This window comes from Salicibibacter cibi, from assembly GCF_016495865.1.
In the GTDB taxonomy this organism is placed as follows: domain Bacteria; phylum Bacillota; class Bacilli; order Bacillales; family Marinococcaceae; genus Salicibibacter; species Salicibibacter cibi.
Map to the genome: position 1 here is coordinate 1529377 of NZ_CP054706.1, position 23719 is coordinate 1553095.

General features: G+C 46.9%; 25 protein-coding genes. All 25 read left to right on the plus strand.

Features of this window, described 5'->3' with window-relative positions; genetic code table 11:
* Nucleotides 1-46 precede the first annotated feature (46 nt).
* The 25 genes from spoIIAA to HUG20_RS07990 all read left to right on the plus strand — a co-directional run bounded on the left by spoIIAA (nt 47) and on the right by HUG20_RS07990 (nt 23648).
* Complete coding sequence (gene spoIIAA / locus HUG20_RS07870) at nt 47-400, plus strand: anti-sigma F factor antagonist (protein ID WP_200089868.1); 354 nt, start codon at nt 47-49, stop codon at nt 398-400.
* Nucleotides 401-841 carry an anti-sigma F factor gene (gene spoIIAB, locus HUG20_RS07875; protein ID WP_200089869.1) on the plus strand — a complete coding sequence of 147 codons (441 nt, stop codon included), beginning with the start codon at nt 401-403 and terminating at the stop codon, nt 839-841. It begins immediately after the preceding gene.
* 11 nt (nt 842-852) lie between these two features.
* Nucleotides 853-1602, plus strand: a complete 750-nt coding sequence (gene sigF, locus HUG20_RS07880; protein WP_200089871.1) for an RNA polymerase sporulation sigma factor SigF — start codon at nt 853-855, stop codon at nt 1600-1602.
* Nucleotides 1603-1686: 84 nt separating this feature from the next.
* Nucleotides 1687-2241 carry a stage V sporulation protein SpoVABEA gene (gene spoVAEA / locus HUG20_RS07885; RefSeq protein ID WP_200089873.1) on the plus strand — a complete coding sequence of 185 codons (555 nt, stop codon included), beginning with the start codon at nt 1687-1689 and terminating at the stop codon, nt 2239-2241.
* Nucleotides 2242-2246: 5 nt separating this feature from the next.
* Nucleotides 2247-3719 (plus strand): spore germination protein, encoded by a 1473-nt coding sequence (locus tag HUG20_RS07890; RefSeq protein WP_200089874.1) that lies wholly within the window; start codon nt 2247-2249, stop codon nt 3717-3719.
* Nucleotides 3720-3811: 92 nt separating this feature from the next.
* The gene (gene lysA / locus HUG20_RS07895; RefSeq protein ID WP_425504112.1) at nt 3812-5116 is read left to right on the plus strand and encodes a diaminopimelate decarboxylase; all 1305 of its coding nucleotides are present in this window, start codon (nt 3812-3814) and stop codon (nt 5114-5116) included.
* A gap of 178 nt (nt 5117-5294) precedes the next feature.
* A complete protein-coding gene (locus HUG20_RS07900) occupies nt 5295-5642 on the plus strand; it encodes a GNAT family N-acetyltransferase (protein WP_200089878.1) in 348 nt (115 codons plus the stop codon).
* Nucleotides 5643-5911: 269 nt separating this feature from the next.
* Nucleotides 5912-6682, plus strand: a complete 771-nt coding sequence (locus HUG20_RS07905) for a segregation/condensation protein A (protein WP_200089879.1) — start codon at nt 5912-5914, stop codon at nt 6680-6682.
* Entirely contained in the window at nt 6675-7256 is a 582-nt protein-coding gene (gene scpB / locus HUG20_RS07910) for an SMC-Scp complex subunit ScpB (RefSeq protein ID WP_200089882.1), read from the plus strand. Before HUG20_RS07905 ends, scpB begins: the two co-directional genes overlap by 8 nt.
* Before the next feature lie 75 nt (nt 7257-7331).
* Complete coding sequence (locus tag HUG20_RS07915; RefSeq protein WP_425504113.1) at nt 7332-8192, plus strand: superoxide dismutase; 861 nt, start codon at nt 7332-7334, stop codon at nt 8190-8192.
* A 337-nt stretch (nt 8193-8529) separates the two neighbouring features.
* Nucleotides 8530-9048 carry a YhcN/YlaJ family sporulation lipoprotein gene (locus tag HUG20_RS07920; RefSeq protein ID WP_200089884.1) on the plus strand — a complete coding sequence of 173 codons (519 nt, stop codon included), beginning with the start codon at nt 8530-8532 and terminating at the stop codon, nt 9046-9048.
* Nucleotides 9049-9063: 15 nt separating this feature from the next.
* The gene (spoVAC, locus tag HUG20_RS07925) at nt 9064-9537 is read left to right on the plus strand and encodes a stage V sporulation protein AC (RefSeq protein WP_200089885.1); all 474 of its coding nucleotides are present in this window, start codon (nt 9064-9066) and stop codon (nt 9535-9537) included.
* Nucleotides 9537-10550, plus strand: coding sequence for a stage V sporulation protein AD (spoVAD, locus tag HUG20_RS07930; protein WP_200089887.1), 1014 nt, complete (start codon nt 9537-9539; stop codon nt 10548-10550). The genes spoVAC and spoVAD overlap by 1 nt, the downstream gene beginning before the upstream one ends.
* A complete protein-coding gene (spoVAE, locus tag HUG20_RS07935; RefSeq protein WP_200089889.1) occupies nt 10547-10897 on the plus strand; it encodes a stage V sporulation protein AE in 351 nt (116 codons plus the stop codon). Before spoVAD ends, spoVAE begins: the two co-directional genes overlap by 4 nt.
* 253 nt (nt 10898-11150) lie before the next feature.
* Nucleotides 11151-12257 (plus strand): D-alanyl-D-alanine carboxypeptidase family protein, encoded by a 1107-nt coding sequence (locus tag HUG20_RS07940; protein WP_246476576.1) that lies wholly within the window; start codon nt 11151-11153, stop codon nt 12255-12257.
* Between the two features lie 6 nt (nt 12258-12263).
* On the plus strand, nt 12264-12860 hold the full coding sequence (locus HUG20_RS07945; RefSeq protein ID WP_200089890.1) for a nucleoside recognition domain-containing protein: 597 nt from the start codon (nt 12264-12266) through the stop codon (nt 12858-12860).
* A complete protein-coding gene (locus tag HUG20_RS07950; RefSeq protein WP_200089891.1) occupies nt 12861-13397 on the plus strand; it encodes a spore maturation protein in 537 nt (178 codons plus the stop codon).
* Nucleotides 13398-14071: 674 nt separating this feature from the next.
* The gene (locus tag HUG20_RS07955) at nt 14072-14791 is read left to right on the plus strand and encodes a pseudouridine synthase (protein WP_200089892.1); all 720 of its coding nucleotides are present in this window, start codon (nt 14072-14074) and stop codon (nt 14789-14791) included.
* Nucleotides 14792-14889: 98 nt separating this feature from the next.
* A complete protein-coding gene (gene resB, locus HUG20_RS07960; protein WP_200089897.1) occupies nt 14890-16530 on the plus strand; it encodes a cytochrome c biogenesis protein ResB in 1641 nt (546 codons plus the stop codon).
* 48 nt (nt 16531-16578) lie between these two features.
* Nucleotides 16579-17772 carry a c-type cytochrome biogenesis protein CcsB gene (ccsB, locus tag HUG20_RS07965; RefSeq protein WP_200089899.1) on the plus strand — a complete coding sequence of 398 codons (1194 nt, stop codon included), beginning with the start codon at nt 16579-16581 and terminating at the stop codon, nt 17770-17772.
* 67 nt (nt 17773-17839) lie between these two features.
* Entirely contained in the window at nt 17840-18562 is a 723-nt protein-coding gene (locus tag HUG20_RS07970; protein ID WP_200089901.1) for a response regulator transcription factor, read from the plus strand.
* Nucleotides 18559-20331, plus strand: coding sequence for an ATP-binding protein (locus HUG20_RS07975; RefSeq protein ID WP_200089903.1), 1773 nt, complete (start codon nt 18559-18561; stop codon nt 20329-20331). Before HUG20_RS07970 ends, HUG20_RS07975 begins: the two co-directional genes overlap by 4 nt.
* A 21-nt stretch (nt 20332-20352) precedes the next feature.
* Entirely contained in the window at nt 20353-21312 is a 960-nt protein-coding gene (locus tag HUG20_RS07980) for an ABC transporter substrate-binding protein (protein WP_246476682.1), read from the plus strand.
* 19 nt (nt 21313-21331) lie between these two features.
* A complete protein-coding gene (locus HUG20_RS07985; protein ID WP_425504114.1) occupies nt 21332-22414 on the plus strand; it encodes a FecCD family ABC transporter permease in 1083 nt (360 codons plus the stop codon).
* Nucleotides 22347-23648 (plus strand): ABC transporter ATP-binding protein, encoded by a 1302-nt coding sequence (locus HUG20_RS07990; protein ID WP_200089907.1) that lies wholly within the window; start codon nt 22347-22349, stop codon nt 23646-23648. The genes HUG20_RS07985 and HUG20_RS07990 overlap by 68 nt, the downstream gene beginning before the upstream one ends.
* The last annotated feature ends 71 nt before the right edge of the window (nt 23649-23719 follow it).

A 23719-nucleotide genomic window follows, 5' to 3' on the forward strand; every position in this document is an offset into this window, starting at 1 on the left:
GAATGAGGAGTATAGAAAGCTAATTGGGAGAATGGAGGAACTAGAGATGAGTTTCAACGTTGAAACCGAACAGAAGAACAGCATCTTATGCGTGCGCTTGTACGGGGAATTGGACCATCATTCGGCAAGCGCTTTGCGGGCAAAGGTGGATGAGGCCTTGGAAGACCCCAGTCTTGAACACGCGATTTTTAACGCGAAAGGTTTAACGTTTATGGATAGTTCCGGAATCGGGGTTCTTTTGGGAAGGTATAAAAAAATACAAGCAAGGGGAGGAGAACTCGTCGTTTGCTCGGTTTCTCCTTCCGTGCATCGCATTTTTGAAATGTCGGGGTTATATAAAGTCTTGCGACTAACGGATGGGGAAAGCCATGCATTACGGACATTGGGGGAGGCCGTTTAAATGAAAAACGAAATGAACATTCAATTTTCAGCACTTAGCCAAAATGAATCATTTGCACGTGTAAGTGTTGGCGCGTTTATTGCTCAACTTGATCCAACGATGGATGAATTGACAGAAATAAAAACTGTCGTTTCCGAAGCCGTAACGAATGCCATCCTTCACGGGTACGAAGAAAATCCGGCAGGCACTGTTCATCTTACCGTCGTTTTGGAAGAGGAAACGGTCGCCATCATCGTTCGTGATGACGGGGGAGGCATTGGTGATATTGAAAAAGCACGTGAACCTTTGTATACATCAAAGCCGGAACTGGAACGGTCGGGGATGGGATTTACCATCATGGAAAATTTCATGGACGAAGTGAACATCACGTCTTCCGGCGGGACAGGCACAACGGTTTACGCGAAAAAACAACTGTCCAGAAATAAAGTGTTTTCTCATTAAGGGGCGGTGTTATGGAGACAAAAATCAAGAAAGGAAAGCAACCATCCGATGAGACGATACGCACATGGATTGCCGAAAGCCAAAACGGAAGCCAACAAGCGAGAGACCGATTGGTGGAAAACAATACCCGGCTCGTATGGTCCGTGGTCCAACGTTTTTTAAACCGAGGATACGAGGGAGAGGATTTATTCCAGATTGGTTGCATTGGCTTAATGAAGTCGATTGATAAATTTGACTTAAATTATGAGGTGAAGTTTTCTACGTATGCGGTTCCGATGATTATTGGGGAAATCCAACGTTTTATCCGCGATGACGGTACGGTGAAAGTCAGCCGGTCTTTGAAAGAATTAAACCATAAAATTCGGAAAGAAAAAGAAACATTGACAAAGAAAATCGGGAGAGCACCGACGCTAAACGAAATGGCCGAGGCACTGGGTGTTCATCCCGAGGATATCGTATTTGCGAACGAAGCGACTCGCACGTTGTCGTCTTTAAACGAGACGGTCTATGAAAACGAAGGGGATCCAATCACGCTCATGGACCAGCTGTCTAACCCGGATGAAACAAAATGGTTTGAAGAACTGGCACTTCGGGACGTGGTTCATCACCTTGAACAACGAGAGCGTTTGATCGTGTTTTTGCGATATTATCGGGACCAAACACAATCAGAAGTTGCCGATAGACTCGGCATCTCTCAAGTCCAAGTTTCAAGATTGGAAAAGAAAATATTAGAAAAAATGCGCAAAGAGATGGTGGAGTGATCCACCATCTTTTTTTAGTTCTTGATGCATAGGGCAAAACGCTTGGACAAAGAATAAACAAACGCATTGTTGGGAGCTGGCAACGTGACAAAGCAAATCATCTACGTAACGGACGGAGATGCCGCGGCAGCGAAAGCAGTAGCAACGGCTACAAAAACAATTGGCATCGGATGCCTCACGCTTTCCGGCGGTAATCCGACAAACTGTACATATGAACAATTGCTCAAAAGCATTAACGAAACTACGGATGAGATCATTGTCCTCTTGTTTGATGACGCCGGTCAACCTTATGAAGGAAGGGGAGAAACGCTTATGATTCGTCTGGCCAACGAAAAAGAAATCAACGTGATCGGAGCTCTTGCGGTGGCGTCCACGGAACGTTCGGGGGATTGGACGAAAGTGGATGTTTCGGTGGATCGTTATGGGAAGCTTAGTGAACGGGGCGTGGACAAAGAAGGTTTTCGCGATATCGAAGAAAACCGCATTCACGGGGATACCGTATATTGTCTCGATCAATTGCCGATTCCTGTCATTGTCGGCATTGGCGATTTAGGAAAAATGGGCGGACGTGATGACTCGAAAAGGGGTGCGCCGGTTACGGCAACTGCTTTACAGGTAATTATTGAACGAGGGAGATGAGGAAGATGATAAAAACAACAGGGCAGACGTTAACGAACAATCTAAAAAAGAACGAAAAAATGTTTTATAGCCGTTTGAATATCGATGCCAGCTTTGATGTCGGCGTAAGAAAATTTACCGTGCTTGAAAAAGAAGTGCAAGTGTATTACGTGAATAGTTTAAACGATGAATTAATTGCCGTCGAAGTTTTGCGGGGACTTATGGACCTTGACAAATTTGATATAGAGACAAAGGATGCAAGGGATACCATTGAAAATCATATCGCTCACATCCAAGTGGATGGTACAGACGATGTCGATAAATGTATTTTCCATCTGTTGTCCGGGCTCATTTTTATTTTGGTTGAAGGGGAAAGGGAAGCGTTTGTCGTTGACGTTCGCAACTATCCCGGGCGCGAACCGGGAGAACCCGATACGGAACGAGTAACCCGCGGTGCCCGTGATGGCTATACGGAAAATATCATCGAAAATGCCGGGTTAACGCGCCGGCGTTTGCGTGATGAACGTTTAAGAAACGAAATCATGCAAGTGGGGGTACGTTCGCAAACGGACATCGTCGTCTCTTATATTAACGGGATTGTGGATCCGGATATGGTATCGATCGTTAAAAAGGAACTGGAAAAGATTAACGTGGACAGCATTACAATGGCTGACAAGACTGTGGAAGAATACATTCTTAATCAAGGATGGAACCCGTTCCCGCTAGTAAGATTTACGGAACGGCCGGACGTTGCAGCCGAACATTTGACGGAAGGTCATATGCTTCTGATTGTTGACACGTCACCGACGATCATGATTTTGCCGACGACGATGTTTCATCATCTTCAACATGCCGAAGAGTTTCGGCAATCCAGTGCGGTCGGGACATTTTTGCGTTGGGTTCGTTTCCTCGGCATGTTTGCAGCGATATTTATCGTCCCTCTCTGGCTTTTACTCGTCTTGGAACCTGATATGCTTCCTGAGGTGATTTCATATATAGGACCTTCGGATGATTCTAACGTGCCGATATTCGCGCAAATGCTAATTGGGGAAATGGGCGTGGAGCTGATTCGGCTGGCCGCTGTACATACATCTGCTCCGCTAGGCACTGCGCTCGGTTTTGTTGCCGCTTTGCTCGTCGGGGAAGTAGCTATTGATGTTGGCCTCCTCACCGCAGAAGTGATTCTTTATGTTGCTCTAGGCGCGGTAGGAATATTTGCTTCTCCAAGTCATGAGCTCGGTGTTGCCTTGAAAATGGTTCGGCTTCTCTTTATTATTGCAGTGGGGATTTTCACGTCGTATGGATATGTCATTTCCATCACTGTCGTTTTTATTCTCATGGTGCAAATGAAACCGCTGAACAAACCTTATTTATGGCCTTTTCTTCCCTTTGACCCACCGGCGCTATGGCAAATTATTGCGCGTTCAGGCGTTCCGAACATGCGGTTTCGTCCAAGGATTGTAGATCCTAAGAATGTCATACGTCAATCAAAGCCGTGATGGAGGGTTAGGGAAATCATTGCTAAATCCTTCTGTTTACGACTGATCAATGATACAATATTGGGCGTGAAGTGGGGGAGTGAAACATGTCCATGTCCGTAATGACGAAAAAAAGAAATGAACAAGGTCATTTAATGATCGGAAATATAGATGCGGTGCACTTGGCAGAGCAATATCAAACACCGATGTTCGCCTACGATGTTGCTACCATTCGCAGTAAAGCACGCGCGTTTAAACGCGCATTTGAACAAGTAGGGATCGATTATCAAGTAGCTTATGCAAGCAAAGCTTTTAGTTGTATCGCGATGATCCAACTGGCATACGAAGAAGGGTTAAGCCTTGATGTCGTGTCCGGCGGTGAACTTTACACGGCTATACAAGCAGATTTTCCAATGGAAAAAGTTCATTTTAACGGAAACAACAAAAGCAGACGAGAAATCAGGGAGGCTTTACGGGCAGGCATTGGTTGCTTCGTTGTCGATAACTTTCATGAACTGGAATTGTTGGAAGAAGAATGCGGCAACTTGCAAACACAAGCAAACATTTTACTGAGGATCACTCCGGGGATTGAGGGAACCACGCATAGTTATATATCCACGGGCGGAGAAGATTCCAAGTTTGGCTTTGACCTTTTTAACGGACAAGCAGAAGCAGCTGTAGCACAGTCTCTTGCAGTCTCTTCCATTCAATTGCAAGGCTTGCATTTCCATATCGGCTCACAGCTTTTTGAAACCTCGGTGTTGACGAAGGCAATCGCAACCCTCTACCGCCATATCGAGCATTGGCGTACCTTGCATGGGTTTATTCCTGGGGTTATCAATGCCGGCGGAGGGTTTGGAATCAGCTATACCCGGTATGATGAACCGTTGGAACCGAAAGCGTTCGTGGAAACAATTGTGCATTCGATACGCGAAGAAAGCGGAAGGTGCCATCTTCCCATCCCGGAAGTATGGATTGAACCGGGACGTTCAATCGTTGGCGAGGCGGGAACAACGTTGTACACGATCGGATCCCAAAAAGAAATTGAGCATGTGCGCCATTATGTGAGTGTTGATGGAGGAATGACGGATAATATTCGCCCGGCACTATATGGCGCCCGCTATGAGGCTGAATTGGCCAATCGCGTCACACAACGGGATGAGAAGACGTACGCGATTGCCGGCAAAGCTTGTGAAAGCGGGGATATGCTGATCTACGATCTTCCGTTGCCAGCGGCAAAAAGCGGGGATTTATTGGCTGTATTTTCAACCGGTGCTTACGGTTACGCGATGGCTAGCAACTATAATCGTTTGCCTCGCCCGCCGGTTGTTTTTGTAGAAAATGACGAACATCAACTTGTCGTTGAACCGGAAAACTATGCAGATCTCGTTCGCAACGACCGCCCTCTTAATATGTGAAATAAAAATAAGCCTTGAACATTTGCCAAAATCCATGTACACTTAGAAACCGTTAACGAAACATAGAGACACATGTTTCTAAGTGGCTTTTTTTGGCTATCCTATGATTATAACGCTTTTTCCATGGAAGCGAGTTCCTCATCGCGAGAATATCCAGGAATGAGAGGAGCTAAGGCAGATGATCATTAAATACAAACCCTCTTATCGAAAGATTGCGATGGGTTTGCTATCCTATACGCCTGAGCTTAAAGAAGTAAAAACGTTGCAAGAAACGATGGATGAATATGAAAACGATGAATCAATGAAACTGTATCTGTGGAAAAAAGAAGAGGATATTGTCGGGGTCATTGGCTTTCAAGCATGCGCGAATGGGGAGGTTATGCTCCGGCACATTTGCGTAAACCCTTCTTATCGACATGAAGGGGTGGGCGAGACAATTCTTTCCACGATGGAAGAAAGATTGGGGAAAACGTTTGTCGCTTCTGATGTTACCCGGGAGTTTCTTGAAAAACGAAAAAGCAAATAAAGCTTTGCAGGCGCCGGATTGTAATTTTCCTTATCCGGCGTCTTTTTTCATCGCTTTTTCTGGATGCCTTTGATGATCACCGATGAAACAAAGCTTGATTTCCCGACAATTTATAAAAACCTACGGGCAAGATCACTCATGCTATTGGTCGTCACATGCCTTCGCCTCAAAACCAGATTAGGGTTTAAGAAGCGGAGAAATACACGGTCAAGAAATGAAGCAAACATGTTATAATAGGGATTATTGGGACGAATTGGGGGGTCCTCGTCTTGGCGGAAGAACGGTACAGTGTGAAATTGGATAGTTTTGAAGGTCCATTGGATTTGCTTTTACACCTCATCAAACAAGCTGAGGTTGATATTTATGATATTCCGGTAGCACAAATAACAGAACAGTACATGACGTATATCCACCAGATGCACGAGTTGGAATTGGATATTGCAAGCGAATACCTTGTGATGGCTTCCACGCTTCTGGCCATTAAAAGCCAAATGTTATTGCCAAAACAAGATGTTTGGGCGGATGAGGATTTGGAAGAGTGGGAAGCGTGGCCGGAGGAGGATCCCCGCGAAGCGCTCGTCGCACAGTTGGAAGTCTACCGTGCCTATAAGCGGGCAGCAACCGAATTGATGGAACGGCAGGCTGAGCGAGATCATTTTTTCAGTAAAGCACCAAGCAAAATAACACCCTCCACGGAACATAGAAATGAATCGGCGAAAATCGAATCTTCTCTATCGGAAATGTTGCAGGCGTACCAGAAATTAACATGGCGCCTTCGTGTGAATCGGCCGCGGACGACAACGGTGGAAACCGAAAAATGGACGATTGAAGATAAAATGCAGGCGATCCGCACAAACGTTTCACAAAGTGCGCAACCAATTCCTTTTTTACAAATGTATACAAAAGGGGAAGTACACGAACAAGTCATCTCTTTCATGGCACTTTTGCAATTGATGAAGGAGAGAGCCGTGGTATGTAATCAGGGGGAGAATTTTGCGGCTATTTACATACAAGCACGGGAGGATATGAAACATGGATAGAGACGTCGCACTCATTCTTGAGACATTGTTATATGTGAGTGGAGACGAAGGTTTGGAAGTGGCACACGCATCTGATGTGCTTGGCATCGACCGGGCAATGGTCATTCATGAATTACAGAAATTGGTGTCCCGGTTCGAAGCAGAGGCACGGCCGCTCGTGATTTTGCAGTTCGGATCCCGTTTCCAAATGACGACAAGGCCTGAGTTTTCCGATTATGTACAAGCCTATGCCGCTCCGCCTCAAAGGGGCAAACTTTCGCAAGCCGCCCTTGAGACATTGGCCATTGTTGCTTATCAACAGCCGATCACACGTGCAACCGTTGAAGATATCAGAGGGGTAAATGCGGATCGGGCAATCGCGACTTTGACCGGAAAAGGGTTGATTGAAGAAGCAGGCCGTGTAAAAGGAGCCGGCCGAGCGATTCTTTACGAAACAACCGATCGTTTTTTAGATGTTTTCCATTTATCCTCTCTTGAAGATCTACCTTCTATCAGTGAAGAAGCAGAAGGAGAACAACTGGATCTGTTCTCATCCGGTTATCGGGAGAGCGGAGACGATGATTTTTATGCATGAGTCATGAGGACAATCCTTTGCTCCATATACATAGTCAGGGATCAATTCTACTGTTTATAAGGGAGTGAGGACGCGATTACGGAATGGGAAGCATATAAAGGTGAAGTGAAGCAGTGGCTCGATGAACTGGAAGCTTTCCTGGGAGATGAGGAGCATCGTGTATTTGATGCCAACGGAATGAAAGAGAGAATTTCGGCCATCCGTGGGGAAATGGACCATTTGTCTGTTAGTGAAGGCGATCAATTGACCCAATCGGTAGAGGAGCTCGAGAAGGCATTAAGCGAGAACGAGCGATCAAGCAAGGCAGATCCCGTCAAGCCTGGGGGCCATGAGCTGCCGCCGCTTCCATACGCTTACGATGCATTGGAACCGTATATTGATGCCGAAATCATGTACCTTCATCATGACGTCCATCATCGAACGTATGTAGAAGGGTTAAATGAAGCGGAAGAAAAAATGGAAGAAGCGCGCAGGAGTAATAATTACGAACTTATTTCTCATTGGGAACGGGAAGCGGCTTTTCATGGTGCCGGTCATTATTTGCATAGCCTTTTTTGGACGATTATGGATCCAAACGGCGGCGGAAAACCTAAAGGGGATTTACTGTCGATGATTGAAAGGGATTTTGGGAGCTATCAACGCTTCCGCGCCCATTTTACAGCTGCTGCTGAAGAATTGAACACGCCGGGCTGGGTGATTCTCGTTTGGTCGCCCCGTGCCCATCGGCTGGAAATTTTAAACGCAGAACTTCACCATTATTTAACCCAATGGGGCGTCATTCCGTTACTCGTATTGGATGTTTGGGAACATGCCTATTATTTACAGTATAAAACGGATAAAGAAGCCTATATAGAAAATTGGTGGGAAGTCGTTAATTGGCCGACCGTACAACGAAGATTGGACGTGGCAAGGCAAGTGAAATGGAGTCCAATTTAATCGCGAAAAAACTGTTTCCGAATCGGAGGCAGTTTTTTTATTTGCAAAAAGATGCGTACAGGCAAGTTTTTCTAATGAATGAGATGCATGTAGAGCTGCCGTAATCTCATACTAACAGTACGATAGGGATTGTTGAACAACTTGGAGCTATCAGCTGAAGCCGGGATACCGCTTCTATGGTTTCGCTTTCCGCGGACAAACGGTCAGGCCTCCTTGCGCAAAACCGGCGCTGCGGGGGCTTGACGCGTCCGTTTTGATGTCTACGCCATTGCAGCGTCATCCCTTCGTACATTGCCAGAAGTGTCCCTACGATATGTTTTGGAAAGGAAGAACGACCATGTCTAATCGTTATTATCAAATGCTTGTATTCTGTTTGTTTCTCACGATGGTTTTGTTATCCGCTTGCGGCTCAGCCGCCGGTGAAGAGCCACCGAAAAGGGAATCTGATATTATTGCTCATCATTCACGTGAGTCTGTCAACCCGCCACAGGAAACATCGATGTATGAAAATGCAGATGCTCAAGAAGAACAGTCTTTAGCCCAACAAGCGAAGGCATCGACAGAGGAGATGGAACAAGTGACGAATGTCCAAGCCGTTTCGTTGGACAACCACCTCTACATTGTACCGGAAGTGACGCACAGCACCCGTTGGAATTTGGAAGCCTTTCGGGAAGAAGGGCGTGAGCATTTAAAAGACACGTTGCCCGGGGATACCGTTATTCACTTATCAACGGATCAAAAAGCAAACATGGAATTGAAACGGCTCACCGAAGACATTCAAAACGGTACGGTAAGCGGGGAAGAGCTCGATCGACGTTTGGAAAGCATTCAAGAATTTATGAAAACAGACGTATGAAAGGAACGAGTGTTTATGGCAAATTCAAAATCAAACATGGAAACCGAAACATATAAACAAGTAGCGAAACGTATGGAGCCCCCTCGTCCACTGGCGATGAGATGTGTAAAAGCTTTTCTCGTCGGCGGGTTGATTTGTCTCATAGGCCAATGCATTCAAACGTTTTATATGGCATTTTTTAATTTCAACGAAGCAACCGTCGGTAGTCCAACGGTGGCTACATTGATCTTCATCGCAGTGGTGTTGACCGGCTTTGGCGTCTATGATAAGTTTTCCCAGTTTTCCGGTGGTGGCACAATCGTACCTGTCACCGGGTTTGCGAATGCCATGGCATCAACTGCGATTGAATACCGAAGCGAGGGATATGTGCTCGGTGTCGGGGGCAACATGTTTAAATTGGCAGGTTCCGTCATCGTCTTCGGTACGGTTGCCGCATTTATCATTGGAATTATCTATGCCATCGTCACACAACAGTGGGGGGTTATGTAATGTTCACCGGCAAACAAAGTTGGTCGTTCCCGACATATCCCAGCATTCTTTCTTCCGGGGTTGTCGCCGGGCCGTTCGAAGCACAAAGCCCGTTGAAAGATACATTTGATTATATATATGATGACCATCGCATGGGAGAAAATACGTTTGAAAAAGCCCAAGTGGTGCTCATGGAAGAAGCTTGCCAACAAGCCGTGCATAAAGCCGGCAAAACGATGCAAGATGTTGCATTTATTTATGGCGGAGACCTTATTAATCAAGATACAGGCACAAGCTTTGCAATGCGGACATTAAACATCCCTTATTATGGGTTGTTCGGCGCTTGTTCAACATCGATGGAAGCGTTGTCGCTTGCGGCACAAGCGGTGGAATTGGGAGCGCCTCTTGTACTGGCGGGAACGGCTAGCCATTACGCTGCGATTGAAAAGCAATTTCGTTATCCGATCGAATATGGCGCACAACGCCCTCCAACTGCGCAGCGTACCGTAACCGCGGGGGGAGCTGCATTGCTTGGTCCAAATGGCTCGAATATTGTCGTGACAAAATCGACGATTGGAAAAGTTGTCGATCACGGATTAAAGGACCCGTTTAATATGGGCGGTGCGATGGCTCCTGCGGCCGTTGATACCATTCTTGCTCACTTTGAGGATTTCCAAGTGGATGAAAATGACTATGATCTGATTATTACCGGGGATTTGGGTAATGTAGGACGATCACTCGCTTTAGAATGGTTTAGACAGAAAGAACACCCGATGCCGGAAGCGAAATTTCAAGATTGCGGTTTGCTTATTTATGATAATGCTCCGGAGGCGATGGCAGGCGCAAGCGGAACCGGTTGTTCTGCAGCGGTTATATTTGGAAAAATTTTGGATGACATTACAAATGGCCGATTGAAACGTGTGTTAGCTGTAGCAACGGGAGCGCTTCTTTCCCCTGTTACAAGCCAACAAAAGGAGTCGATTCCTGGGATTGCCCATGCAGTAACCTTGGAAGCGAAGGGGGGATCCGCATGATTTTCTTTTGGGCGTTTGTTGTCGGAGGTCTTATATGTGTGATCGGTCAATTGCTGATGGATGGTTTAAAGCTAACCCCCGCCCATACGTTGGCTACACTCGTTGTAAGCGGGGCAATATTGGACGGACTTGGCATCTATGAACGTTTAATCGATTTTGCAGGTGCGGGAGCGACCGTTCCAATCACCAGTTTTGGCAACCAGCTTGTGCACGGGGCAATGACGGAAGCCGACAACTCCGGTCTTATCGGCGTTTTGACAGGGATTTTTCAAATAACCAGTGGCGGAATCTCTGCTGCGATTATTTTCTCTTTTATTGCAGCGTTAATTTTTAAACCAAAAAGTTGATGGGGGTTCTTGCCCCCTTTTTTCACATACATAAGCTTGTCTGTTTACGCATACATTTTCATAAAGTGAAACTTCCATCAGAGGGATTTTTCCTCTGAATAAGGAAGGCGGCTAAAACCGTCACATCCTGTGACAATGCCAACACTAGCTCGTTCCGGGCGTTTTTCCGGGAGTCATCGAAAACCCTTTCCGGATATCAGATGTCGGATGCCAGGATGTCAGAGACATCCAGTATGGGATGAGGAGGTGAGAAATGAGACCCTGGCTGATCATGGTGATGGCATGCCTTCTCGTTTTTATAACGCCTCTGCAAGCGAGTGCCGAAGAATCCTTTGCCGTGTCGGCCGAATCAGCAATCGTAATCGAAGCTGAAAGCGGACGAGTGTTATGGGAAAAGGATGCTTATAGCGAGAAGCGCATCGCCAGTATCACTAAAATTATGACTGCGATCGTTGCCATTGAACAAGGAGACTTGGATGATTCCGTGGAGATTTCAGAGCAAGCGGCGGGCACGGAAGGTTCATCGCTCTATCTGCAAGCAGGCGAAGAAGTGAAATTGGAAGATTTGTTGTATGGGCTGATGCTTCGGTCAGGCAATGACAGTGCGATTGCGATTGCCGAACACGTAGGCGGAAGTGTGGATGGTTTTGTTTTCTTAATGAATGAAAAAGCGAATGAATTAGGACTGGAAAATACTATCTTTGCCAATCCACACGGACTGGATGATCATGAGAACCATTATTCCAGCGCTTATGACATGGCAATGATTATGCAGGGAGCGATGGAATTTGATGAATTTAATACTATTTCAGGAACAAAAGTGCATCGTGCCCCCAATGAAAACGAAGATTGGGAACGAGTCTGGAAGAATAAAAATCGCTTATTGACCGAGCGATATGAGTACGCCACCGGAGGCAAGACCGGCTATACGGATCGTGCGAAACGAACGCTTGTGACGTCTGCAAAAAAAGATGACATGGAATTAATTGCCGTTACATTGAATGCACCCTCGGATTGGGATGACCATGTGCGCATGTTTGAATATGGATTTGACACTTATGAAATGCATCGATTGATTGATGCAGGTGAACTTGAAAGGGGACAAGATGAACGTTACGAAGATTATGAAGTACATCGATCTGTCACATATCCATTAAGCGAAGATGAATCCGCTCGTGTTTTGCCAAAAATCGCATGGACAACCGATGAACATTTGCCTTTCGCCGGATACCTTCAGTTTCAATTGGATAACGAGGTCATTTCCGAACAACCGATTTTTCGGGAAGAAGTTGAAGATACAACGGAGGAGCTTTCTTTTTGGGAGCGATTAAAAAACCGTTTCCAACAGATGATGGAGTGATCGAGAATGATTAATTGGATCTGGATGACGATGCTTGTTACAGGCCTGGTTTTTGCAATGTTTACCGGCAATATGGAGGAAGTAAATGAAGCGATATTTGAAGGCGCGGAAGAAGCGGTTGTTCTCTGTTTCGGTCTGATCAGCATTCTCGTTTTTTGGTTGGGGATGATGAGAATTGCACAAGAAGGAGGGCTCCTTACGCTACTTTCCAAAGTCATGTCTCCCCTCGTCCGGCGGCTATTTCCGGAAGTGCCAAAAGATCATCCTGCCATGGGGTATATTTTGTCCAACATGACCGCGAACATGTTCGGGCTTGGAAATGCCGCGACACCGATGGGAATAAAAGCGATGGAACAGTTAAAAGAATTAAACGGGGGAAAAGATGAAGCCAGCCGCTCCATGATTACGTTTCTTGCGATTAATACCGCCAGTTTGACATTAATTCCGACAACGGTCATTGCGATTCGGATGACGTATGATTCTGAAAACCCCGGTGAAATTATCGGCACGACGATCGCGGCAACGGCAGTCGCCGTCATTAGTGCAATAGCAATCGACCGCTTTTTTCACTGGCGTCGAGTGCAACGGGCGAGGGCAAAATAAATGGCTATATTTACGACCATATCCATGTATATCATTCCCCTGTTGTTGTTTGTCATTCTTGTAAGTGCCATCATCAAGCAAGTACCGGCATACGAAACGTTTGTTGAAGGAGCAAAAGATGGTTTTCAAATGGCGATTTCCATCATCCCTTATCTCGTTGCCATGCTGGTCGCCATCTCTGTTTTTCGCGCATCCGGTGCGCTGGATTTTCTACTCGAAGGCATTCGCCCGGTCCTCGCATTGATCGGCGTGCCGACGGAAATCGTGCCGTTGGCTGTGATGCGCCCCCTTTCCGGCACAGGCGCGCTTGGCGTAATGAGTGATTTATTGGCTGTGCACGGGCCGGATTCATTTATCGGCCGGTTGGCATCCACGATGCAAGGGAGTACGGATACAACCTTTTACGTACTCACAGTCTATTTTGGCGCCGTAGGCATTAAAAAGATCGGTGATTCTCTGAAAGTCGGACTGCTCGCGGATATATGCGGGCTTGCTGCGGCGATTTTTTTCGTTACACTCGTTTTTGGTTCCATGTGATCGATGATAAACGTCCAGTCCTGCTCACGCCGCCGGGGGCGATAAATGTTAGCATATATATCTAGCTTTTATACAGTCAATCGGATTTTATAAAATCGGGGGCTACACCATAGGAACTTTTGAAACATTGCACTAGCTGAAATAAAAGGTCACACCTGCAAAGGCCACTGAGGTACGGGTTTGATTTGGGTTGCCCTTCTTTGCACAGGCTGGTATCGATCTAAAATCAAGGTGACCGCCGAAAACAGAACGATGGGTGGCTTCTATCGATCCCAAATCTGGGTGACCGCTGAAAACAGAACGATGGGCGGATGCTTGCGGTCGATTGACACGGGGGGTGCCCGATGCTGGGTGACCGAGTAATTCAACGACTCAACACCAGAGCAACGTTTTAATAGTATTTTCCTGCACAAAAAATCCAGCCAAACGATGATCTGCCATGGCCCCTGAGGACTCAACATGCAGTTTTTAACCTCGAGTAGTCTTCAAAGGAACGGGAGATATGTGAATAGGAGTTTTGGAAAGAATCCTTGAGCCAGACCTCTAGCCTATATCGCCATTTCGGCTGTATAGGCTTTTCTTTTTGCTCAAGAATCACGCGCTCCTGCGGTTAAAAAGCAAGCGCTTGAGAAAAGCTAAAGGGAAGGGTATGATGGGGGCTGAGGTGAAAGTAGATGGAGCGATTGCAGAAAGTGATCGCGCACGCAGGTGTAACGTCTCGTCGCAAAGCAGAGGATTACATCGTCGCCGGGCGCGTCAGCGTGAATGGAAAAACCGTAACGGAATTGGGAACGAAAGTACCCGAGAAAGCAACGATTGAAGTGGACGGCATCCCGATTCAACGGGAAGTGCCCGTTTTTTACCTGTTGTATAAACCGAAAAAGGTGATATCGGCTGTACAGGATGATAAAAATCGGGCCGTGGTTACTGATTATATTGACGAACCCGAAGCGCGAATTTATCCGATTGGAAGGTTGGATTATGATACATCCGGCTTGCTATTGTTAACAAACGATGGGGATTTTGCGAATGTAATGATGCACCCCCGGGGCAATATCAAAAAAACATACATTGCAAAGGTAAAGGGCAAACCATCAAAAGACACATTGCAGAGACTTTCCCGCGGCATTGAACTGGAAGACGGAAAAACAGCCCCTGCGAAAGTCTCTTTTAAATCCGGCAATAAAAAGAACGATACGTCCATTATCGAGCTTGTTATCTCCGAAGGGAGAAACCATCAAATCAAACGGATGTTGGAAACCGTTGGCCACCCTGTTTTAAAACTGAAAAGGGAAAGGTATGCCTTTTTGGCGCTGGACGGTCTAAATCCCGGAGATTTTCGCGCCTTAAAGCCGGTAGAAGTCGCGAGATTGCGGGAAATGGCTGTCACATAAGAGTCATAAAAAATAAGTTTCGACGGCAGTCAACACACCCGATGATCGTTATAATGATTTTAGAGAATACCATAAGTGGGTGGTATCGGGGTGATTTTTTGCAAGAAATAAAGTGTAGTTGCGGACATATAAACCCTTACGGCACAGAAGTATGTGGATCATGCGGAAAACCGCTTGCCGATGTAGATTCCGATCGTTTGCTCAATATGCGTTACGAAGGGGCCGCCCGGCGTTCGCAAACGTATAACAAGACGATCATTGACAAAATATGGAACTTTTTTTCATCGGTGAAAGTCGGAATCGCGATTATCGTCATTACGTTGATTGCATCGTCGGTCGGGACGATTTTTCCCCAAGAAATGTTTATCCCGCCCGGTGAAGACCCTGCGCAATTTTATGCAGAGGAACATGGAGCGATTGGGCAACTGTATTACAGTTTGGGATTGCATAACTTGTATGGATCCTGGTGGTATATGTTACTGGTCGCCGCGCTCGGGACCTCGATTATTATCGCGAGCATCGACCGCTTCTTCCCGCTTTATAAAGCGTTGAAATCCCAGCGGGTGACTCGTCATAAAGGATTCATGAGGCGCCAACGAATATTCGGGACGAGCCATGTCGACAATGTAGATGACACAATGGCCGAAGCCCAAAAAATATTAAAAAATAAGCGGTATAATATACGAACCGAAAACGGAAACCTCCTTGCAGAAAAAAACCGTTGGGCACGTTGGGGGCCTTATGTGAATCACATCGGGCTGATTGTCTTCTTGATCGGTGCCTCTTTACGTTTTTTTCCGGACATGTATATCGATGAAGATCTTTGGGTGCGGGAAGGGCAAACCGAAGTAATTCCCGGCACATCCGGCGAATACTACGTAGAAAACGAAGCATTTACAGTCGAGTACCATGAGCAAGAGGACGGTGAGGAAGACGAGGGCGCGCCGTTAGAAGATACGTTCCGTACCGACGCTGTCGTGTATGCCCCGCAAGAAGGCGGAACAGTAGGGGTAGACCAGGAACTGGAAGAAATAGACCAGCAGCCCATCGAAGTTAATGATGCCTTTCATTTTGACGATTATTCCCTCTATCAAGTAGATTATAAATTAGATGAATTAATGGAAATGACCTTTGATGTGGAAGATACACAGACGGGTGAAACCGTTGGTTCGTTTACGGTCGATTTAAATGAACCGGACGATGGTTACGAGCTTGAAAATAATGAAAACGTCCGTATTCATAGCTATTTTCCAAACTTCTTTATCAATGAAGATGGGGTTCCGACAACGGAAAATGACGTGCCGGACAACCCCGGGTTTATTTTCGAAATGGCGAATCCGGATACGGGCGATATGGAGCATACGTTTGTTGGGGTGCAAGCCAATTACAATGTGAGTCCAAACCAAGAAGAGAATCGCTACGTATTCGAATTTGCCGGTATGGACACCAATCACGTAACCGGTTTAACGGTGCGAAAAGATGAGACATTGCCGTTTCTCATTGTCGGTGGCTCGATTTTCATGATCGGGCTTGTGCAAGGATCTTATTGGCCGCACCGGCGCATTTGGTTGCAGCGCAAAGATGGTGAAGTATGGCTTGCCGGCCACACGAATAAAAATTGGGAAGCATTGAAGAAAGATATACATGCCGTGACGGAAGAGACGGAAGTGACGACACCGAAAGATCAAACGGATGAAGACGAGGAACAGCCCACACATGAAAAAGACGAAAACATTTAATTCTAATCCGAGTATGATACGGGATCGTTACTTAGGAGGTAAATAAAGATGGAGCAATTGAGCATGAATCTGCTCGGTGCAGCATTCTTCCTATATCTTGCTGCTACCATTTTCTATACTGTGTCTGTTACGGGAAGAAAATGGCGAGATAAAGAAGGACGGATGACCGGCAACAACTGGGGGAAATTCGGCTATATTTCGTCGATCTTAGGCGTCGCGGCTGCCTTGGGATATTTCTTCACCCGTTGGGCAGTTGCCGGACATGCTCCGGTCAGCAATATGTTTGAGTATACGGCGTTTTTTGCCATTACCCTCAGCCTTGCATTTGTGATTCTATACGGCATTTACAGAGTAAATGTGCTCGGCTTGATTACGATGCCAATCGTGATGCTTTTGATCGCCTATGCATCTGTATTTGCAACGGAAGTGCAGCCATTGCAGCCTTCTTTGCAATCCCATTGGTTGGAGATTCACGTCATCACGACGGCATTGGGCCAAGGGATTCTCGCGGTAAGCTTCGGGGCGGGGTTGATTTATCTCCTCCGAACCATTGATTTGAAGCGAAAAGGGATGACGAAACGAACGTTCGGAATGGAATTTATTATGTATACGCTAATGAGCGTATTGGCGTTCATCATCGTCACCAACGTCTTTGGGGCAATGGATTACGAAGCAAATTTTGCTTACATTGATGAGAATGGCGAACCGGCGGAAAAGCTTTATGAACTTCCTCCTATTTTTGGACCGAATGAAGGGGAGCTGCTCACCGAAGATCGGATGCAACCGTGGCTCGAAATGCCGGATTGGATCGTAAGCGATGATCTTAACACGGTCGTATGGACATTTGGGGCCGGCCTGATTTTGTACGCGCTCGTACGTGTGCTAACCCGCAGACGTGTCGGGGCGTTATTGCAGCCGCTATTTAAGAGTGTCAAACCGCAAACGGCTGATGAAATCAGTTACCGTGCCATCGCGATCGGATTTCCCGTTTTTGCGCTCGGAGGACTCGTGTTTGCGATGATCTATGCCCAAATTGCCTGGACAAGGTTTTGGGGCTGGGATCCGAAGGAAGTATGGGCACTCGTTACGTTTCTTTTCTATGCCGCCTATCTCCATTTGCGATTGAACCGGAATTGGCACGGAGAACCTTCCGCGTGGCTGGCGGTTATTGGGTTTGCGATTATCATATTTAACCTGATTTTCGTAAATCTTGTCATTGCGGGTCTACATTCGTATGCTTAAAGAGAACGGAGGGGCCTTCGATGGATGGCCTCTCTGCATGTAACATAACGGAAAGGGGCACTGGCCAATGGAAAAAACCGAAAGAATCCTTGTCGTCGATGATGAAGCTCGCATTCGCCGTTTGCTGCGCATGTATCTGGAGCGTGAAAACTATCAAGTCGAGGAAGCGGAAAACGGAGAACTTGCCCTTGAAATGGCAAAAGAAACAGATTATGACCTTATTTTGCTTGATTTAATGATGCCCGGGATGGACGGGATTGAAGTGCTTCAAGAACTTCGGAAAATAAAGGCGACGCCGGTTGCCATTTTAACGGCAAAAGGCGAGGAAGCCGAACGCGTGCAAGGATTTGAAGAAGGCACCGATGAGTACATTGTAAAACCTTTTAGTCCGAGAGAAGTTATTTTGCGCGTAAAGGCATTGCTGCGCCGCGCGTCGACAACCGCCTATTTACACACCGACACGCAAGCAAAAAACATTTTGGCTTTCGATCATATCACCATTGATCATGATGCCCATCGTGTGACCGTAGACGATGAAGAAGTACTGCTGACTCCGAAAGAGTATGAGTTGTTGCATTATCTTGCCGGCAGCCCCGATAAAGTTTTTTCCCGTGAACAGCTGTTAAAAGACGTATGGGAATACGAGTTTTTTGGGGATCTTCGCACGGTCGATACCCATGTGAAGCGTTTGCGTGAAAAATTGAATAATATTTCGACGGAAGCGGGCGAAATGATCACCACCGTGTGGGGAATTGGCTATAAATTTGAGAATAGCACGAACGCAAAATGATTTGGAGAAGTGTGGTTGGGAAGCTTTGGTTTACCATTTTACTCTTGGTAACGGCTGTGCTGATCATTTTAATGGTATTATTGGATCAGTTTTTCGAGAACATGCATCTGAATCAAATCGAAGATGAATTAAGGAGCCATACTTCTTTCATCATCACACTCATGGAAGAAGACGAGGAGACGCTCGATGACATGAACACCGTGCAACAACTGACCGAGACTTCCGGAACGCAAGCGATTATTTTCCGTAATGAAATGCCCTATTGGAATTCGTTTCAGGGAGCCGAGGATGAGGTGGTGATCCCCCCTGTGCAACTGGCTGAAATCGAGGAAATAGCCTCGGCATTGGATGAGGGAGAGGCTGTCACAACCCAACTGATTTATGAAGACGCGGATGAAGAAGAAACGGATTTTATCGTCGTGGCGGCTCCTTTTCAAATGACAGATGGAGAAGACTATTCCCTGATGTTATACCAATCGCTCGGTGTAATGGAAGAAACGACGCAAGAAACAAGAAGGCTGATTTTTTTGGCGGGCGGCATAGGCTTTACATTGACAACATTTTTTGCTTTTTTTCTGTCATCAAGAGTAACCGCTCCATTGCGCAAAATGCGGCAGTCCGCCCTCGAAGTTGCAAAAGGGAACTTCGATACTCCTGTCCCGATGATGACAAGAGATGAAATCGGCCTTTTGGCCATCGCCTTTAACCGTATGCGCCGACAGCTAAACAACAATTACGAAGCACTGAACCGGGAAAAAGAACAACTGTCCAGAATATTAAGCAGCATGGTCGACGGTGTTATTACGTTGAACCGCCATGGCAACTTATTGGTGAGCAATCCGCCGGCTGATCAATTTTTACAAAGCTATCGCTATGAACAAGATGGCGAAACGATCGGGGAACGGATCCCCGAAGAAATAGAGGCATTGTTCCGGACGGTTGTGAGTACCGAAGAGGAACAAACAACGGAAGTATATGTGCAGGGAAGAACGTTTGGGGTTTTGATGAGCCCGTTGTATCACGACAAGTTCGTCCGTGGGGTCGTGGCTGTCATTCGTGATATGACGGAAGAGCGGCAAAACGATAAATTACGAAAAGACTTTATCGCCAATGTATCCCATGAGCTGCGCACACCCATCGCAATGTTACAGGGGTATAGTGAGGCAATGATCGATGATGTTGCCCAAAGTCGCGAAGAAGAAAAAGAGATGTCTCAAATCATCTACGACGAATCCCTTCGTATGGGTAGGTTGGTCAATGAATTGTTGGATATGGCACGAATGGAATCCGGGCAATTGACGATGCTAATGGATCGGGTCGACTTGTTTGCCCTTTCCGGGAAAGTGTTTCGCAAATTCAAACCGATGGCGGAAGACGCGAATGTCAAACTCTATTATGAGACGCATGGAACGGATCCGTGGGTAGATGCAGATGCGGATCGTATTGAGCAGGTGATGACCAACTTGCTCCACAATGCGATTCGGCATACGAGCCATGAAGGCAGCGTGATGTTAAATGTCATCACCTGGGAAGAAAGTATACAGATTGAAGTGACGGATACAGGCGCAGGCATTCCGGAAAAAGATATACCGTTTGTGTTCGAGCGTTTCTATAAAGGGGACAAAGCGCGGACAAGAGACAAAAACAACGGCGGAACCGGACTGGGGCTTGCCATTGTCAAAAATATCATTGACAACCACGGTGGCAAGTTATCTGTGCAAAGCAAGATCGATAAAGGTTCAACGTTTACGGTCTTATTGTACCGATAAAGGGAGAGGTCTTTTGTGCCAATGATAAGAAGCATGTACGCCTACCGTTCGTTTATGTTGTTATTGTTGCTGATCCTAACGGCTTGTGGGTCCCAAGAAACGGAAAACGAACAGATATCGGAGGACTCGGAAGACACGGGCAGCAGTCATTACCCGATAGAGGTTGAAGATGCCGATGGAAACGTTGCGCAAATAACGAGGGAACCGGAACGCATCGTCAGCTTGATGCCAAGCAATACCGAAATCGTTTTTGCATTGGATGAGGGCGATGCGCTCGTGGGTGTAACGGATTTCGATGATTATCCCGAGGAGGCAGCATCTATTGAATCCGTTGGATCGGGAATGGAATTCGACGTGGAACGTGTCCTTGCCCTTGAGCCTGATCTTGTCTTGGATCATGCATCAAGCGGTGATGCTGCGGACGAAGGGCTAGAACAGTTGGAGAACGCAGGAATCGATGTGTTGACGGTCGCCGATCCCCACTCGTTACAGGAGGCTTATGGCGTTATTGAAGATGTGGGCACTGTCGTTAATCGTGAAGCGGAAGCCGAAGACATTATCCAAGGTATTGAAAGTGAAATCGAAGACATCCAACAGGTCACAAACGAAATCCCGGAAGAGGAGCAAAAGCGGGTATGGATCGAAGTATCCGAAGACCCGGATCTTTATACGACGGGGAGCGATACGTTTATGGATGACATGTTGACAACCGTTGGCGCCAAAAATGCCGCAGAGGATAGCGAGGGATGGGTTGCGTATACGGAGGAAGACGCAGTTGCGTTGGATCCGGATGTAATCATTACGACTTATGGAGACGAAGAAACGATTATGGAAAGAGAGGGCTGGCAAGAAGTGACTGCGATTCAGGACGAGGCTGTCCATAGATTGGACGAGGATCTCTTATCCAGGCCCGGTCCGAGGCTCACAGAAGGACTTCGCACACTTGCCGAGCACATTTATGAAGACGAGTGGACAAACTGATCGCAAGCAAGCCCCACGCATGCTGTATGCCGTGGCAATTCTCTTCCCGGCAGTTATGATTGTTCTCGGCATATCGGCCGGAAGTCAGTCCATCGCCCCGCAGGAAGTGCTCATGATTTTGGGTGCTTCTTTGTTCGGAACGGAATCGGCAGCCGTTGATGCAATCGAATCGCAAATTGTGATGGATATTCGGCTACCGCGAACGCTCCTCGCCTTTCTCGTTGGAGCAGCTTTGTCTGTTGCAGGTGCGGCATTTCAAGGGTTTTTGCGCAATCCCCTTGCCGACCCGTACACACTCGGCGTCTCTTCAGGGGCTGCTCTCGGAGCAGTCCTCGTCATTTTTTTTCAACTGACGATTCCGTTTCTAGGGAATTTCACCTTACCTGTGGTGAGCATCGGCAGCGCGCTCGTGACGCTTTTGATTTTGTTGGCTTTTGCGAGGACCATGCGCCGTTCATTATCGGCGGAGACAATTATTTTAATCGGCATTATTATTAGCGCCTTCTTTGGCGCATTTTTGTCGTTATTGATCGCGCTTGCCGGCGAAGAATTGAGACAAGCCGTGCAGTGGTTGCTGGGTAGCGTCGGTATGCGCGGATGGAGTTATGTGCATTTAATGGTCCCTTTTTTCCTTATCGGTGCATTGGTGTTGATAGGACATCTAAAGGAGTTGAATGCTTTTTCGTTCGGCTTGGATTTTGCGCGCAATGTCGGTGTCAGTGTGAAAAGAAGCGGGCTTTTGATATTGACGGGCGCTGCCGTTTTAACGGGCGCAGCGGTTTCCGTTGCAGGGACGATCGGTTTCGTGGGACTTGTTGTCCCTCATTTTGTACGGATATTAACGGGCCCTGATCATCGTCATCTTTTGCCGGTGTCGATGTTCATCGGCGGAGGTTTTTTGATCGCGGCGGATATCATCGCTCGTCTTGCGCTTGCACCCATGGAGTTGCCCATTGGGGTCATAACTGCACTCGTTGGCGCTCCGATTTTTGCTTATTTACTCATCAGGCAACAACGTGTACAGGGGGATAACGGTGTTAAGGGCAGAAAGGATTACGGGCGGTTACGGTGGGCGGGCTGTCGTTCAAGATGTTTCGTTTAGGATTGGCGAAGGAGAGATGCTCGGGATCATTGGCCCGAACGGGAGCGGGAAATCAACATTGCTGCAGCTTTGTATCGGCGCCTTGCCGTTAATGGACGGCGAGGTTTGGCTTAGCGGACATCGGTTACATACATACAAAGATAAGGAACGGGCGCGGTTGTTAGCTGTCGTGACCCAACAGGCATCTGTTTATTTTTCTTATACGGTACGAGAATTCGTGGCTTTAGGCCGTTATCCTCACAGACGGCGGTGGTTATCCGTTTTTAACGAAGCAGATGAAGAAGCGATTGCACAAGCGATGGCGGAGATGGATGTCGATCGTTACCGGGATCAATCGCTACAAACGTTGAGCGGCGGAGAACGACAACGTGTTTACCTTGCCCGGGCACTTGCCCAGCGTCCGGCAGTCATTTTATTGGATGAGCCGACGAATCATTTGGATATTGCTTATCAGATGAATTTTTTGGACGCATTAAAACAATGGAACGATGCCAAAGGCAGAGCTGTTGGTATCATCTTTCATGATCTCAATTTGGCGTCGCTCTATTGTGACCGGGTTCTTCTTTTGGGGGAAGGGGAGCGCAAAGCCTACGGAGAATCGGAGCAGGTGCTTACGGAAGAACAAATTCAAACACATTACGGAGCTCGCGTAAGCGCCGTCCAACATCCGGTTATGCCAAAACAACAACTGTTGCACTCCCCCGGTATTCAGACGGAAAAACAGTCCGGAGGAAACCCTCAAGTTAGGGTTGAGGAACAAGCAGCCGTCATCGAACTCCCTGTACCGTTTAACGTATTTTCCGGCCAAACATTCACGCATACATGGAAAAAGCAAATAAACGTCTGCCTCCCCGGGAAAGTGTTTGACACAAAGGTTTCCGGCCCTTTGATCATTGACCGGCATTTTGATTGGCATCCGGGAGCGGGAATTCGATTAAAATGCATCGAAGACGTTAACGGAGAGAAGATCATAATGGGAGCGGCGTTACATGCGAATCAAAAAGCTGATATTATCGTTCTTCTGTTATCAAAGGTACGGGATGATGCTTTGATGGCTTTGCTCATGGAGCTCACAAAACAATTGGCGGTTTTTTTACACCCGGATCTCGAACTGGGCACCATTACGATTGGCAGTAATCCGCAAGGAGAGAGAGGTAAAACGCAAGGTGCTCGCCAAACCGTTAGTGCTGAATTACAAAAGCTCTTACAGCAGATTCGAACGGTTAGCCCGTAAAGAAGAAGCCCTGTTAAGTGGTTGCCGTTCTAGATGTTTGTTTTGTCGCATAGGTTCAAAATGGTGGGGAA

Bases quoted from the DNA above. Each gene is read 5' to 3' on its own strand.
- HUG20_RS07970 (WP_200089901.1), top strand. From the start codon at position 17,840: ATGGAAAAAACCGAAAGAATCCTTGTCGTCGATGATGAAGCTCGCATT.
- spoVAC (WP_200089885.1), top strand. From the start codon at position 9,064: ATGGCAAATTCAAAATCAAACATGGAAACCGAAACATATAAACAAGTA.
- spoVAE (WP_200089889.1), top strand. From the start codon at position 10,547: ATGATTTTCTTTTGGGCGTTTGTTGTCGGAGGTCTTATATGTGTGATC.
- spoVAD (WP_200089887.1), top strand. From the start codon at position 9,537: ATGTTCACCGGCAAACAAAGTTGGTCGTTCCCGACATATCCCAGCATT.
- HUG20_RS07920 (WP_200089884.1), top strand. From the start codon at position 8,530: ATGTCTAATCGTTATTATCAAATGCTTGTATTCTGTTTGTTTCTCACG.
- HUG20_RS07940 (WP_246476576.1), top strand. From the start codon at position 11,151: ATGAGACCCTGGCTGATCATGGTGATGGCATGCCTTCTCGTTTTTATA.
- HUG20_RS07900 (WP_200089878.1), top strand. From the start codon at position 5,295: ATGATCATTAAATACAAACCCTCTTATCGAAAGATTGCGATGGGTTTG.
- spoIIAA (WP_200089868.1), top strand. From the start codon at position 47: ATGAGTTTCAACGTTGAAACCGAACAGAAGAACAGCATCTTATGCGTG.
- HUG20_RS07975 (WP_200089903.1), top strand. From the start codon at position 18,559: ATGATTTGGAGAAGTGTGGTTGGGAAGCTTTGGTTTACCATTTTACTC.
- ccsB (WP_200089899.1), top strand. From the start codon at position 16,579: ATGGAGCAATTGAGCATGAATCTGCTCGGTGCAGCATTCTTCCTATAT.
- sigF (WP_200089871.1), top strand. From the start codon at position 853: ATGGAGACAAAAATCAAGAAAGGAAAGCAACCATCCGATGAGACGATA.
- HUG20_RS07950 (WP_200089891.1), top strand. From the start codon at position 12,861: ATGGCTATATTTACGACCATATCCATGTATATCATTCCCCTGTTGTTG.
- HUG20_RS07985 (WP_425504114.1), top strand. From the start codon at position 21,332: ATGCTGTATGCCGTGGCAATTCTCTTCCCGGCAGTTATGATTGTTCTC.
- scpB (WP_200089882.1), top strand. From the start codon at position 6,675: ATGGATAGAGACGTCGCACTCATTCTTGAGACATTGTTATATGTGAGT.
- HUG20_RS07955 (WP_200089892.1), top strand. From the start codon at position 14,072: ATGGAGCGATTGCAGAAAGTGATCGCGCACGCAGGTGTAACGTCTCGT.
- HUG20_RS07890 (WP_200089874.1), top strand. From the start codon at position 2,247: ATGATAAAAACAACAGGGCAGACGTTAACGAACAATCTAAAAAAGAAC.
- spoIIAB (WP_200089869.1), top strand. From the start codon at position 401: ATGAAAAACGAAATGAACATTCAATTTTCAGCACTTAGCCAAAATGAA.
- HUG20_RS07945 (WP_200089890.1), top strand. From the start codon at position 12,264: ATGATTAATTGGATCTGGATGACGATGCTTGTTACAGGCCTGGTTTTT.
- lysA (WP_425504112.1), top strand. From the start codon at position 3,812: ATGTCCGTAATGACGAAAAAAAGAAATGAACAAGGTCATTTAATGATC.
- HUG20_RS07980 (WP_246476682.1), top strand. From the start codon at position 20,353: ATGATAAGAAGCATGTACGCCTACCGTTCGTTTATGTTGTTATTGTTG.